Annotated in this window: 10 protein-coding genes, 1 tRNA gene and 1 pseudogene; 8 read left to right on the top strand and 4 right to left on the bottom strand. The window is 68.6% G+C overall.

Annotated elements, in window-relative coordinates:
- A pseudogene (locus Q2100_RS11435) lies at positions 1-291 on the bottom strand (hypothetical protein); the annotation flags it as partial.
- A 201-nt stretch (positions 292-492) separates the two neighbouring features.
- Here Q2100_RS11435 and Q2100_RS11430 point away from each other — a divergent pair.
- Together Q2100_RS11430 and Q2100_RS11425 are read left to right on the top strand one after the other, a co-directional pair.
- On the top strand, positions 493-915 hold the full coding sequence (locus tag Q2100_RS11430) for a nitroreductase family deazaflavin-dependent oxidoreductase (RefSeq protein ID WP_302914150.1): 423 nt from the start codon (positions 493-495) through the stop codon (positions 913-915).
- A gap of 77 nt (positions 916-992) precedes the next feature.
- Positions 993-2723 (top strand): PE-PPE domain-containing protein, encoded by a 1731-nt coding sequence (locus tag Q2100_RS11425; RefSeq protein WP_302914149.1) that lies wholly within the window; start codon positions 993-995, stop codon positions 2721-2723.
- Positions 2724-2793: 70 nt separating this feature from the next.
- Here the strand turns inward: Q2100_RS11425 and Q2100_RS11420 are convergent, their stop codons facing one another.
- The 3 genes from Q2100_RS11420 to Q2100_RS11410 form a co-directional block, all read right to left on the bottom strand.
- The gene (locus Q2100_RS11420; RefSeq protein ID WP_302914148.1) at positions 2794-5328 is read right to left on the bottom strand and encodes a M50 family metallopeptidase; all 2535 of its coding nucleotides are present in this window, start codon (positions 5326-5328) and stop codon (positions 2794-2796) included.
- Positions 5329-5360: 32 nt separating this feature from the next.
- Positions 5361-6134, bottom strand: a complete 774-nt coding sequence (locus Q2100_RS11415) for a peptidoglycan-binding protein (RefSeq protein ID WP_302914147.1) — start codon at positions 6132-6134, stop codon at positions 5361-5363.
- 376 nt (positions 6135-6510) lie between these two features.
- A tRNA-Arg gene (locus tag Q2100_RS11410) sits at positions 6511-6586 on the bottom strand.
- Between the two features lie 181 nt (positions 6587-6767).
- Here Q2100_RS11410 and argS point away from each other — a divergent pair.
- The 6 genes from argS to Q2100_RS11380 form a co-directional block, all read left to right on the top strand.
- Positions 6768-8420: an arginine--tRNA ligase gene (gene argS / locus Q2100_RS11405; protein WP_302914146.1), complete on the top strand. Its 1653-nt coding sequence runs from the start codon at positions 6768-6770 to the stop codon at positions 8418-8420.
- On the top strand, positions 8417-9838 hold the full coding sequence (lysA, locus tag Q2100_RS11400; protein WP_264014143.1) for a diaminopimelate decarboxylase: 1422 nt from the start codon (positions 8417-8419) through the stop codon (positions 9836-9838). The genes argS and lysA overlap by 4 nt, the downstream gene beginning before the upstream one ends.
- On the top strand, positions 9835-11157 hold the full coding sequence (locus tag Q2100_RS11395; protein WP_269892179.1) for a homoserine dehydrogenase: 1323 nt from the start codon (positions 9835-9837) through the stop codon (positions 11155-11157). Before lysA ends, Q2100_RS11395 begins: the two co-directional genes overlap by 4 nt.
- Entirely contained in the window at positions 11154-12236 is a 1083-nt protein-coding gene (gene thrC / locus Q2100_RS11390; RefSeq protein ID WP_302914145.1) for a threonine synthase, read from the top strand. The genes Q2100_RS11395 and thrC overlap by 4 nt, the downstream gene beginning before the upstream one ends.
- Positions 12237-12250: 14 nt before the next feature.
- Positions 12251-13195, top strand: coding sequence for a homoserine kinase (thrB, locus tag Q2100_RS11385; protein ID WP_302914144.1), 945 nt, complete (start codon positions 12251-12253; stop codon positions 13193-13195).
- 280 nt (positions 13196-13475) lie between these two features.
- Positions 13476-14344, top strand: an 869-nt coding sequence (locus Q2100_RS11380) for a Rho termination factor N-terminal domain-containing protein (protein ID WP_302914143.1), incomplete at its 3' end; no start/stop codon positions are given.

Here is a 14344-nt window from a genome sequence, read left to right as displayed (position 1 = left end):
GGTCGCGGTGTGAGGCGTGCCGAAGACGAGTGCCAGCGTGGCGGCGATGGCTGCGACCCCACCGGCACCGGCGATCAGGGCCGCCGGCCGAAGGGATCGCGTCGCCCGCGGGGGCGTCGGATACTCGACGGCGACGGATTCGGCGGACCACGCATAGGGCGGCGGTGCGGCGAGGGCCGGGGTCGGCTGCGCCGCGGTCGCGGCGGCCGGTTCGAAGCGGTACACGCCTGCGGGGCGGGTAGGCGGGTTCCACCAGCTCTCGGTGCGGGTGTTCGGGTCGTATGTGGACATGGGGATGCTCCTCGGTCGTCGGCCTCCAGGGGGATTCCTGACGGCGTCACGCATCCGAAGCTAGGGAGTGCGAACGGCGTTGGCGCGCTTGTGCTCACAACCCGCGCAGCGTGCGAAAAGCCGGTTCTGCGCATTGTGCTCGCCGAGTGGTACGAGGTGTGCCGCGGAATAGCTCGCGGGGTGGCTGTGGTTGGGTGAACCGTGACCGATCAACCCGAACTGAGCCCCACCGACTGGGTACGCGAACAGACAGAGCGCATCCTCGCGCAAGGCAGCACGGACGGCGTCGAGGTACTCGACCGAGCGGTCGTCCTCTTCACCACGACCGGCGCGCAGTCGGGCAAGAAGCGCTATGTGCCGCTGATGCGGGTCGAGGAGAACGGCAAGTACGCGATGGTGGCGTCCAAGGGCGGCGACCCCAAACACCCGAGTTGGTACTTCAACGTCAAGGCCAATCCCGCCGTGACCGTGCAGGACGGCGACAAGGTGTTCACCGGCACCGCGCGCGAGATCGAGGGCGAAGAGCGCGAGCACTGGTGGAAGCTGGCCGTCGAGGCCTATCCGCCGTACGCGGAGTACCAGACCAAGACGACGCGGCAGATCCCGGTCTTCATCGTCGAGTAGTCCGCCCCGGGGCATTTTCGCCTCGGCAAATGTCGGATCCGCCATCGTCACGGCGCGGCGTATGTGATCTTTGACACATGCGTAAGGCAATGCAGAGCGTCGTGTTGTTCCTGCTCGGGGCATTGGGCGCCGTCTTACTCGGCGCCGCGATGGCGATCACAGCTGCGGTCAGCCTCGCTGCCACGGCCTTGATCGTGCCGGGGACGGGCACCCCCGTCGCCGACCTCCCGTACATGGAGAACGTGCGCGATTATTACCTGGGCGACACCGCGTGCCAGCCCGGCAGCTGCACGCTCGAGAGCATCGAGTACCCCGCGTCGTTCTGGCCGATGCCGTTCCCGGGCTGGTGCCGCTCCGGAGCGAACGGATGCGACACGTGGAACGTGTCCGTGGAGAAGGGCGTCGAGGATCTCGACATGAAAATCGACACCTGGCTCGCGCAGAATGCCGACAACGACGAGCGTCTCGTCATCTTCGGCTACTCGCAGGGCGGCCAGGTCGTCTCCAACAAGATGAGAGAACTCGCCACGACGCTCACCCCGCAGCAGAAGGGGCGGATTGAGGTCGTGATGATCGGCAGCATCGCCAATCCCGACGGCGGGCTGTGGCCGCGGCTCAGCCCGTTCTCATTGCTCACCCAGGTCCTCCTCGACGCGACGCTGGGTCCGCCGATGATCACGGACAGCGGGCTGAAGACCACTGTCATCGGATTCGAGTACGACCCGGTGGTGTACTCGCCGAAGTACTGGGGCAACCCTCTCGCGGTGTTGAACGCGCTGGCTGCGTTCGACACCGTCCACGGTCAGTACTTGGCCGGCCCGAATCGCCCGGGCAGCGGATCACTGCCGTACGGGTACACGCAAGCCGAATTGGAGGCAGCGCTCGCCGATCCGGCCAATGTCCGCTACGGCGGCGGCGATCCGATCTCCGGCAACCGGTACATCATGATCCCGGCGAAGTCGCTGCCGCTGGCCGACCTGATCCTGAGTCTGGCCGACTCGGCAGGCATCAAGCCCTTCGTGAAACCGTTCGTCGACCTGCTGGCGCCGATGGCCAAGGTGATCATCGACCTCGGCTACGACTGGAGCGGCGATCCCGACACGCCACAGAGCCTGTCGATCCTGCCGTTCAACCCGAATCAGAACTGGCTCGACGTCGGCGTGAAGCTGATCGCAGCGGCGATCCAAGGCATCCAGGCCTTCCTCGGCAACTTCGGTGCGGGGGCCACGGCCGACCCAGCGACGACACAGGAGCCGCTGTCGACGCTCCGGATGGCACTGGCGCCGAACGACGTCGAGACGGTTCCCACCGAGGCGACACCGGCACCGGAGGACGCGCTCGGAAAGCTCCGGCTCGTGCCTGATCTCGTCGAGGCACCGAAGGGCGCGCCGACTCCCGTGCCGCAGGTCGTCGACCAAGTGTCCGTTGTCTCGGACGTTGCGCAGGCCGAGATCGTGACCGAGAAGCCGGCGATTCAGCTGGTTCCCGAGGTGCCCCTTGTTCCGCCGGTTGCTGTGCCCGAGAAGACGATCACGCCGGAGGCGCCGCCGGTGCCTTCGGGCGAATCGGTCGTCATCAACGGCGACGGCACTGTCGGGGATGGCGACAAGAAGGACGTCACGCCCGGAGACGGTGACAAGAACGACGTCACGCCTGCCGATGGCGACGGGAAAGATGCCGAGACCGAGGACGGCGACGAGAACGACGCCGAGACCGGGGAGGACGACAAAGACGCCGAGGCCGGGGAGGACGCCGAGAAGGACGTCGAAAAGAACGACGGCGCGGACGGCGACAAGGCGGCGGCCTGACCGGATCTCGTTCTCGGTCACCGTCGAGTAGTCCGCCCGGGGCGGCGGTGTCGATGGCAACCGCCACCCGTCACGGCGACGTGCCGTCTGACGTGTCGCCCGACCCGTCGGCGTCCGACGTGGAGCCGTCCTGATTGGTGCCGTCCTGGCTCGTGCCGTCCGACGTCGAGTCTGTCGAGGATCCCGCATCGCTGCCTGTCGTGGCGTCGGTGGTCGGTTCGGCCGTCGCCGAATCCTCGGGCGCCGCAGGGGCACTCGTGGCCGTCTCGTCGATGGCGGTTTCGGCGGGCGCTGTGGGCGCGGTGGCCCCTGTCGTGGCCGCCGGCTCGGTCACCGGCGTCGACGGTGCCGGTGCCGACGTCGTGGCGGCCACCGTCGTACTCGGCGCCGTTGTCGTCGGTGGTGCGGTGGACGTCGCTGACGGGAAGGTCCCCGGCTGGTCCGCCTCGATGATGGCCTTGATCTCGTTGGTGAAGGCGTCGAGCTGGGGGGCGATGTCGTCCGGGTCCACCTTGCCCTTCTCGATGTGCGCTTCGTAGGCCTGGATTCGTTCCCAGACGGCGTCGAGCTTCGCGGTGGCGTCCTCCGACAGCGGCTCGTCCAACGTGACGAACAGCTGCCGTGCGAGTGCATAGGTCAGGCAGTTGACGCATTCGTAGTTGAGCGCGCCGGCGAGATTCTGCGGCACCGCGACATTGTCGTCCGTGGCGTCCTCGTCGATGACGATCACCACCTGGTAGGCGACGGCGACCGCGCCGCACGAGTTACACGAGGCGTAGGCGTGCGCCTCGTTGACGTTCATCGCCTCCGAACCTTCGACGTAGACCATGGCGAACGCCGCCTCGTACTCCATGGTGCCGTCGGTGGTGTTCACCGCGAGGGCCTGATTGTCCCCCGGGTCCGGGGCCAACGGCTTGTCGACCGGGAACACCCACCCTTTGTCGGCAGCCTGGGCAGCAGCAGGGTTCGCGATGTATCCGCCGCCGCCGTTGCTCTCCACCGCGGTCGGCGCCGCCTTGGGGACGAGGATGACCGCGAGTTGCGGCGAGCCCTGGGTCGGCGGCGGGGTGCTGGTGTCCCAGAGCGCCTGGATGACTCCGCGTTCCCCGGGGACGAGCCTGGTGCTCGCGACCGGCTGCGGCGCCTCGGTGACGGTTCGGGGTTCGCCCAGTCGATCCACGCCGAGTGCGAACGTGATGTCACCGATCGTCCCGCGCTCACTCGCCTGGATGGGCCGGTAGTTCTGCCCGTCGAGCCACGTGACGGCCACCCCGGCCGCCACGGCTGCGCCGCAGATGACGGCCAGCAACCGCAGCGCGGGCTTACCGGCCGTCGCGTGCCGGACGCCTTGGGTCACCTGGCGGATGACCCGGACCAGCAGGTAGATGATTCCCGCCATCGGAATCGCTATCGCGACCATGGCGAGCACCCGGGCGGCGGCCTGGATGAAGTCGCCATCGGCCCAGGCCGCGGCGAACACGTCCTGCTGCTTGTTCAGGCTCGCCCACGCCGTGCCGATCAGGCGAGGCAACGCGTAGACCGCCACGGCGAGAGAAGCGATCAGCAGCGGGACGACCACCAGCACCCACACGGTCACCACGATTCGGGCCCACGGCTTCAGTGCCCTCGCCTGCGGATCCCGCCACCGCCACGGCAACACGCCGAGCAGTGTCGGCTTGATGCGGCCGTAGAGGTCCGGCACACCCGTGAGGTCGGCCAGGACGTGGTAGCCGTCGAATCGCACCAGCGGTGCGAGCTGACGGAGCATCTGGACGATCTGCGTCGCGACGACCAAGAGCAGCGCGTCGTATCGGAGTCCCAGCCACAGGCCCGTGATCGCCACCGCGACAATGGCGTTGAAGTACAGGCCGCCGAGGTCGGTGCGCAGCCGTCCGGCACGGCCGAGGCGGTAGGAGTCGGTGACGTCGGTGTAGAACGCGGGCCAGACCAGGTAAAGCCCGAAACCCATGACGCCGGGTGTGGAACCGCCGTACCTGGCGGCGGCCGCGTGCCCGAACTCGTGGAAGCCCGCAGACAGCACCGTGACGACGAAGACGAGGATCAGCAGGCCTGGCCGTTCGAACGCGTCGTACGCAGCCGAGGCAAGCCCTTTGTTGAAGAACACCCACCAGCAGACGACGGCGAAGGCCGCGAGCACCGGCATGACCACCAGCGGCCGGAACAGGAACCGGAAGGGGTCGGTCAGCCTCCGGGTGCGGTCGGGATCGGTGACGGCGTAACGGAAACGGAGCCCCAGCAGCGGGTTTCGCTTCTCGACGGCGGGTTCGGTGCCGTCCGGCCCGACCAGCAGACCCAGCGGTCGCAACTGCTGATCGCAGAAGTGCGCGACGTTGTCCTCGCTGACGCCCCGGCCGGTCGACTCGGAGACCGCGGCGGCCACTTCCTCCGCATCGCGGCGACCATCGATCTCCCGCAACGTCGCATAGAGCAGCGGGGTCAGCTGGATGGTCTGACCGTCGGCCCGGCGAACCAGGGAGGGCGGGACCCGGTAGCCGGATCCCGCCATCTCCCCGATCAGCTCGACACCGTCCGCGCGACGCAGGAGGGCCTGCGTCGGGCCCGCGCCGTCGGTAGTCGCAGTCACCTGGGTGCTCCTCGTGTCAGCGGGGTGTGGCGTCAGCCGTCGGAGCCGGTGCTGCTGCCTGCGCTGTCGCCACCCGACGTTCCGTCGCCGCCGCTACCGCTGTCGGAATCACTTGAAGTGCCATCGCTTGTGGTGCTGCCGGTCTCACCGTCCGTGCCGTCGGGCTGTGTGGTGCCCTGGTCGATGGTGGAGTCCTGAACAGCGTTCGCGCTGGCGATACCCTCGAGCCGCTGATTGATGACCGCATCCTGGTTCGAGAACGCGATCGCGTCCGAATTGGTCGAACCGACGTTCGCGGCGACGGCGGCATCGATCGGCGCGGCCACGTTGGCGTTGGCGGCGACGGCGCCGGCGATCGGCGCCGCGAGGTCGGTGTCGAGGTCGACATTGACGTCGACGTTCAGCAGCGGGCCTTCGAGGGTGGCGAGGTCGCCGATCTCCACCGTGCCACCGTCGTCGGGCGGCGGCGGCGCGGGGTCGCCGTCGGCCTCGTCGGCCTGGTCGATGTTGCTGGTCTGATCGGCCTGTGCGTAGGCGTCCGCGAGCAGCACCTGGTTGACCGAGGCGGTCTGGATGGTCTCGGCCTGCGCACCGGAGTCCTGAGACAACACGTTGGCCGCCGCGGACGCCTCGAGAGGTGCTGCGACGTTGAGCTGGGCCGCCGCGGCCAGGTCGATCGGCGCGGCCGCGTCGATGAACACGTCCACGTCGACATTGAGGTCGAGGATCGTCACCACCTCTTTGTCCGGAAGCGCGGTGGCGACCTCCGCCTCGATCTCCTCCGGGGTCAGTCCCTGACTACTCATTGCGGTCTCCCGTCGCCGTGCCCGACGTTGCTGACGCCGGAGCTACTGGTCATCAGAATGGTGTCGAGAGACGTACCCACCCGCGGCCAAGATCATTTACCTTTGCGCAGAAAAACTTCAACATCGTTTCTTTAGACCAGCTAGAAGCGACAATTGCCTAATTAACCTCACCGCGAAACCGCGCATGATTCATCGCATTTCACGAGGCTTTCCGACAACGTGAAGCGTTCTACATCGACGTAGCTGAGCTACTTCTCGAACGTTCCGAAAAGGTCGGTGAGTAGACGCCAAGAAAGGTGCCGATCCGCGTACTGCAAGGTGACCGAGCGTGATTGTTCGGTGTAGCAGGCGTTCTGCTTTTCTCTTGCTGAGACTGTGGTGCCCCCGGCAGGATTCGAACCTGCGGCCTTCTGCTCCGGAGGCAGACGCTCTATCCCCTGAGCTACGGGGGCGCACGCGATGCGCCGTTGGGCGAAGACAGATTAGCGCATGGGAGTCGCCCGCTCCCAACCGCTGTTCGGCGGGTGTGCGCCGACGTCCGCAATCCGTGGCGTGTCGCCGTGCAGACGCGCCCGCTCGCCGGGGAGTAATCGATTCGGGCGGTGACCACCCCAGACCATAGGATGGACCCCCGTGACACCCGCCGACCTCGCCGAGCTGCTCAAGTCCACCGCCGCCGCGGTGCTGGCCGAGCACGACCTGGACGCCTCCGCCCTGCCGGCCACGGTCACCGTCGAGCGTCCCCGCAATCCCGAGCACGGCGACTACGCCACCAACATCGCCCTCCAGCTCGGCAAGAAGGTCGGCGCCAACCCCCGTGAGCTGGCCGGCTGGCTGGCGACCGCACTGGCCGACCAGGACGGCATCGCCTCGGCGGACGTGGCCGGGCCCGGCTTCGTCAACCTGCGGATCGAGGCGTCCGCGCAGGGCGTGATCATCGAGAACGCGCTGCAGGGGGGCCGGGCGTACGGGCACTCCGCGGTGCTGGCGGGTCAGAAGGTCAACCTCGAGTTCGTCTCGGCCAACCCCACCGGCCCGATCCACATCGGCGGCACCCGGTGGGCCGCCGTCGGCGACGCGCTGGGCCGGCTGCTGGCCACCCAGGGTGCCGAAGTGGTGCGCGAGTACTACTTCAACGACCACGGCGCGCAGATCGACCGGTTCGTCAACTCGCTGGTCGCCGCCGCCAAGGGCGAGCCGACGCCGGAGGACGGCTACGCCGGCAGCTACATCTCCGACATCGCCGCCCAGATCCTGCAGAAGGACCCCGAGGTGTTGACGTACCCGGATGCCCAGACGCGCGAGACCTTCCGGGCGATCGGCGTCGATCTGATGTTCACCCACATCAAGCACTCGCTGCACGAGTTCGGCACCGACTTCGACGTGTTCACCCACGAGGACTCGATGCACACCAGCGGCCGCGTCGAGCAGGCCATCGCCAAACTCCGTGAAACCGGCAACATCTACGAGAAGGACGGCGCAACCTGGTTGCGCACCACCGAGTTCGGCGACGACAAGGACCGCGTCGTCATCAAGAGCGACGGCAACGCCGCCTACATCGCCGGCGACCTGGCCTACTTCCTGGACAAGCGCCAACGCGGCTTCGACCTGTGCATCTACATGCTCGGCGCCGACCACCACGGCTACATCGCCCGGCTCAAGGCCGCCGCCGCCGCACTCGGTGACGATCCGGATACCGTCGAGGTGCTGATCGGCCAGATGGTCAACCTGGTCCGCGACGGCCAACCGGTGCGGATGAGCAAGCGGGCAGGCACCGTCATCACACTCGACGACCTGGTCGAGGCCATCGGCGTCGACGCCGCGCGCTACGCGTTGATCCGGTCCTCGGTGGACACCCCGATCGACATCGACCTCGAATTGTGGTCGTCGGCCTCCAGCGAGAACCCGGTCTACTACGTGCAATACGCACACGCCCGGCTCTCCGCACTCGCGCGCAACGCGGCCGAGCTCGGCGTCGTCGCGAGCGCCGAGCACCTCGAACTGCTCACGCACGACAAGGAAGGCACTTTGATCCGCAACCTCGGCGAGTTCTCGAGGGTGCTCAATACCGCTGCGGCCCTTCGTGAACCGCACCGGGTGTGCCGTTACCTCGAAGACCTGGCCGGTGACTACCACCGGTTCTACGATTCCTGCCGGGTGCTGCCCCAGGGCGACGAGGAGCCGGGTGACCTGCACGCCGCGCGGCTCGCGCTGTGCGACGCGACGCGTCAGGTGGTCGCCAACGGGCTGGCCATCCTCGGCGTCTCGGCCCCGGAGCGGATGTGATGGCGCACCCCGCAGGACCCAGGCACGCCGAAGAAGTTCGCCACGGCGGCACGCCGCCACCGCCGCTCGCAGCGGCCGATGTGCTCGAGTTGGCACCGAACGTGTGGCCCCGCAACGCCGTCCGTGGAGCTGACGGGGTGGTGTCGATCGCGGGCGTCCCCGTGACCGACATCGCCGCCGAGTTCGGCACGCCGGTGTTCGTGATCGACGAGGACGACTTCCGCTCTCGCTGCCGGGACATCGCCACGGCGTTCGGCGGCGGTGACAACGTCCGGTACGCCGCCAAGGCCTTCCTGTGCGGCGAGGTCGCCCGCTGGATCGACGAGGAGGGCCTCGCGCTGGACGTGTGCAGCGGCGGCGAACTCGCCGTCGCGCTGCACGCCGGCTTCCCGCCGGAGCGAATCGCGCTGCACGGCAACAACAAGAGCATCGACGAATTGACCGCCGCCGTCGCGGCCGGGGTCGGGCACGTCGTCGTCGACTCGATGATCGAGATCGAGCGCCTCGACGAGATCGCCGGGCGGCACGGCGTCGTGCAGGACGTGCTGGTGCGGGTGACCGTCGGTGTGGAGGCTCACACCCACGAGTTCATATCCACCGCACACGAGGACCAGAAGTTCGGACTGTCGCTGGCCAGCGGAGCCGCGATGGCAGGGGTGCGGCGGGTCTTCGAGGCCGGCAATCTGCGCCTGGTCGGTCTGCACAGCCACATCGGTTCGCAGATCTTCGACGTCGCCGGCTTCGAGATCGCCGCCCACCGGGTGATCGGCCTGCTGCGCGACGTCGTCGCCGAGTTCGGGGTCGACAAGACCGCGCAGATCGCCACCGTCGACCTCGGCGGCGGCCTCGGCATCTCCTATCTGCCGCAGGATGATCCGCCACCGATGAAGGTGTTGGCCGACAAGCTGCTGACCATCGTGGGTGAGGAGTCGGCCGCGGTCGGGCTGCCCGCGCCCCGGCTGGTCGTCGAACCCGGCCGTGCGATCGCCGGTCCGGGCACCATCACGCTGTACCGGGTCGGCACCACCAAGGACGTCGCAGTGAGCGCTACCGCGCACCGCCGCTACGTCAGTGTCGACGGCGGCATGAGCGACAACATCCGCACCTCGCTGTACGGGGCGGAGTACGACGTGCGGCTGATCTCACGCATCAGCGAGGCCGCGCCGACACTCAGCAGGGTGGTCGGAAAGCATTGCGAGAGTGGCGACATCGTCGTGCGCGACGCATGGATGTCCGACGATGTGGCCCCCGGCGACCTCGTCGGCGTCGCTGCGACCGGCGCGTACTGCTACTCGATGTCGAGCCGGTACAACATGCTGGCGCGGCCGGCGGTGGTGGCCGTCCGGGACGGAAGGGCGCGGCTGATCCTGCGCCGGGAAACGGTCGAAGATCTGTTGAGTCTGGAAGTGAGTTCATGAGTAGTGAGAAAGCCGTCGGCATAGCCGTTCTCGGTCTCGGCAACGTCGGCAGCGAGGTGGTGCGCATCATCGAGCAGAGCGCCGCCGATCTGGCTGCCCGCGTCGGTGCCCCGCTGGTGCTGCGCGGCGTGGGCGTGCGCCGGGTCGCCGGTGACCGCGGCGTTCCGATCGATCTGCTCACCGACGACATCGAGGGGCTCGTCTCGCGCGATGACGTCGACATCGTCGTGGAGCTCATGGGCCCCGTCGAACCCGCACGTAAGGCGATCCTCGCCGCGCTGGAACAGGGCAAGTCCGTCGTCACCGCGAACAAGGCGTTGATGGCACAGTCCACCGGTGAACTCGCGCAGGCGGCCGAATCGGCCCGCGTCGACCTGTATTTCGAGGCGGCGGTTGCCGGCGCGATCCCGGTGATCCGCCCGCTGACCCAGTCGCTCGCCGGCGACACCGTGCTGCGGGTGGCCGGCATCGTCAACGGCACCACCAACTACATCCTGTCCGCGATGGACGAGACCGGCGCCGACTACGACAGCGCCCTGGCCGACGCGAGTGCGCTCGGATACGCCGAGGCCGATCCCACCGCCGACGTCGAGGGTTACGACGCCGCCGCCAAGGCAGCGATCCTGGCGTCGATCGCCTTCCACACCCGGCTGACCGCCGACGACGTCTACCGCGAGGGCATCACCGCGGTCACCGCCGAGGACTTCGAGTCCGCCAAGGAGCTCGGCTGCACCATCAAGCTACTGGCCATCTGCGAGCGACTCACCACAGACGAAGGGCAGCAACGCGTCTCAGCGCGTGTTTACCCGGCGCTGGTGCCGCTGAGTCATCCCTTGGCCACCGTCAACGGGGCCTTCAACGCCGTGGTGGTGGAGGCCGAGGCCGCCGGCCGGCTGATGTTCTACGGCCAGGGCGCCGGCGGCGCCCCGACGGCGTCGGCGGTGATGGGCGACCTGGTGATGGCTGCCCGTAACCGCGTGCAGGGCGGCCGGGGCCCGCGCGAGTCGAAGTACGCCGCACTGCCGGTGTCGCCGATCGGCTTCATCCCGACCCGCTACTACGTCAACATGAACGTCGCCGACCGTCCCGGTGTGTTGTCCTCGGTGGCAGCGGAGTTCGGCAAGCGTGAGGTGAGCATCGCCTCGGTTCGCCAGGAGGGCATGGTCGACGAAGGCGGCCGCCCCTGCGGCGCCCGGATCGTGGTGGTCACCCACCGGGCCACCGATGCGGCGTTGTCCGAGACCGTCGATGCGCTCGGCGATCTCGACGTGGTGCAGAGCATCAACAGTGTCCTGCGGATGGAAGGCTTCACCGAATGAGCGCACCATCGCGCGCGGTGCACACCCCGTGGCCCGGCCTGATCGCCGCCTACCGCGACCGCCTGCCCATCGGCGACGACTGGGCACCCGTCACGCTGCTCGAGGGCGGCACGCCGCTGATCCACGCCCGACGGCTGAGCGAACAGACCGGGTGCACAGTGCATCTCAAGGTCGAAGGGCTCAACCCCACCGGCTCGTTCAAGGACCGGGGCATGACCGTCGCCGTCACCGACTCGGTGGCCCGGGGTCAGCAGGCAGTGCTGTGCGCGTCGACCGGGAACACCTCGGCGTCGGCGGCTGCCTACGCGGCCAAGGCAGGCATCACCTGCGCGGTGCTGATACCGCAGGGCAAGATCGCGATGGGCAAGCTCGCCCAGGCGGTCATGCACGGCGCCAAGATCATCCAGGTCGACGGCAACTTCGACGACTGCCTGGAACTGGCACGCAAGCTGACCACCGACCACCCCGCGATCGCTCTGGTCAACTCGGTGAATCCCTACCGCATCGAGGGCCAGAAGACCGCAGCGTTCGAGATCGTCGATGCGCTGGGCCACGCGCCCGACGTGCACGCGCTGCCGGTCGGCAACGCAGGCAACATCACGGCGTACTGGAAGGGCTACACCGAGTACCACCGCGACGGTCTCGGTGATCGGCTGCCCCGGATGCTGGGCACCCAGGCCGCCGGCGCCGCACCGCTGGTGCACGGTCAGCCGGTGAAGAACCCCGAGACCATCGCCACCGCCATCCGCATCGGTGCACCGGCGTCCTGGACGTCGGCCGTCGAGGCGGCGCAGCAGTCCGAGGGCCGTTTCCTGGCCGCCACCGACGAAGAGATCCTCACGGCCTACCACCTGATCGCGCAGTCGGAAGGTGTGTTCGTCGAGCCCGCGTCGGCCGCCAGTGTGGCCGGGTTGCTGAAGTCGGTTGAGGACGGCTGGGTGCGACGCGGATCGACGGTCGTGTGCACCGTGACCGGCAACGGCCTCAAGGACCCCGACACCGCGCTGCGCGGCATGCCGCCGGTCACCGCGATCGCGGTGGACCCGGCCGCAGTGGTCGCCGAGCTCGGCCTGGGCTGACGGGACGATCGTCGGTGACCGAGATCCTGCCCGTCGGGCTGACCGCGACGTCGGTGGTGCCCGCGTCGAGTGCGAACCTCGGCCCGGGCTTCGACAGTCTGGGTTTGGCGCTCAGCCTCTATGACGAAATCGTCTTGGAGACAACCGAGTCGGGCCTGATCGTCGAGGTCGAGGGCGAGGGCGCTGGTCAGGTTCCGTTGGATGCGACGCATCTGGTGGTGCGGGCAGTCGAGGCAGGCCTGCGCGCCACGGGGTTCCGCGCGCCCGGCCTGATCGTGCGGTGCCGCAACGACATTCCGCACTCCCGTGGGCTGGGGTCCTCGGCGGCGGCCGTGGTCGGCGGACTGGCGGCCGTCAACGGACTTGTCGCGCAGACCGGCTCGACGCCGATGACGCAGGACCGGCTCATCCAGCTGGCGTCGGAGTTCGAGGGACATCCCGACAACGCGGCGGCCGCGGTGCTGGGGGGCGCCGTGGTGTCCTGGACGGAGGCCGATGCCGGTGCGCGGCGCTATGCCGCCGCGCCGCTGCGCCTGCACCCCGGCATCCACCTGTTCCCGGCGATCCCCGAGCAGCGGTCATCGACCGCCGAGACCCGTGTGCTGCTGCCCGAGCAGGTCCATCACACCGACGCCAGCTTCAACGTCAGCCGTGCGGCGTTGTTGGTGGTGGCGCTGACCGATCGACCCGATCTCCTGATGGCGGCGACCGAGGATGTGCTGCACCAGCCGCAGCGCGGACCGGCCATGCCGGACTCGGCGGAATATCTCCGGCTGCTGCGGCGTTGTGGGGTGGCAGCTGTGCTCTCCGGGGCCGGACCAGCGGTTTTGGGGTTGAGCACCGAGCCCGCGCTCCCGCAGGCCGCCCATGAGTACGGCGCCGCGCACGGGTTCACCGTCGAGAAGATGGCGGTCGGCCGCGGTGCGAGCTGGACGTCCGGCGTTCCGGTCAACAGCTGACGCGCCGCAGCCGCCGAATGGCCACGTTCTTGCTTCCGGCTGAGAAGGGGGCTATTCTCGCTCTCGTCCAGCAATCGCAGCGTCTCTGCCTGCGCCGACACTAGGACGACCACTCATTCTCTCGAAATTCCACTCGTGGATTGACGACTCGCAGTCGGGCGGCGAATTCCGGCGATCACCGTTGCACAGGCGGCGGTGGGACCTTCGCGTTCAGCGAATCCGCTGAGCGCAGATGACCCCTTGCGAGATGCGATAGCGAGCGAGGGAAGAAAGGAAATCCGTGACTGATACGGACCTCTTCACAGCTGGTGGCGGCGCCGAGAACGGCGCGCTGTCCGACACTGTGACCCCAGACAACACTCCCGCTGCCGGCGCATCCGCTGACACGCCGGCGGCGGAGACCGCGCCCACGGCCGACGTGGCATCGGGCGACCGGTCCGCCTCGCTGAGCACCATGGTGCTTCCCGAGCTGCGCGCCCTGGCCAGGCAGATCGGCGTCGAAGGCGCCTCCGGCATGCGCAAGGGCGACCTCGTCGCCGCCATCCGTGCCCGGCGTGAGCAGCAGAACGGCGGCCAGCAGGCCGACACCGGACAGGCCAACGGCCACACCGCCGAGGCGGCTCCGGCCGAGGCGGAAGCGCCTCAGCAGGCGCGGGCACGTCGAGAACGGCGTGGCGCCTCCCGTCGCGCCGGTGCACCCGCAGACGGCGACGCGCAGCCGCCGGCAGCGGCGACCGAGGACAACACGGACGCCAAGGCCGAGGACAAGCCCGCTCAGGCGGAGTCCGCGGTGACGACCCAGGCGCCCGAGACGACCGACGGCGACACGGCGCGCGACGACCGCGACAAGGCGCCCGCCGATGGTGCCGCGGAACGCAAGCGCGACAACAAGTCCGACGGCGACCAGGGTGAGCAGAACCGTGGTGGCAACCGCAATGCCGAAAACCGTGGCGACGGCGGCAATCGCGGCGACGGCGGCGGCAACCGTGGCGATGGCGGCAACCGTGGCGATGGCGGCGGTAACCGCGGCGGCAATCGCAACGCCGACAACCGCGGCGGCAACCGCAACGCCGACAACCGCAACGACGACAACCGCGGCGGCAATCGCAACGCCGACAACCGCAACGACGACAACCGCAACGACGACAA

It is taken from the genome of Mycolicibacterium arseniciresistens (assembly GCF_030519285.1).
In the GTDB taxonomy this organism is placed as follows: domain Bacteria; phylum Actinomycetota; class Actinomycetes; order Mycobacteriales; family Mycobacteriaceae; genus Mycobacterium; species Mycobacterium arseniciresistens.
This window is presented reverse-complemented; position numbering and strand designations above follow the sequence as displayed.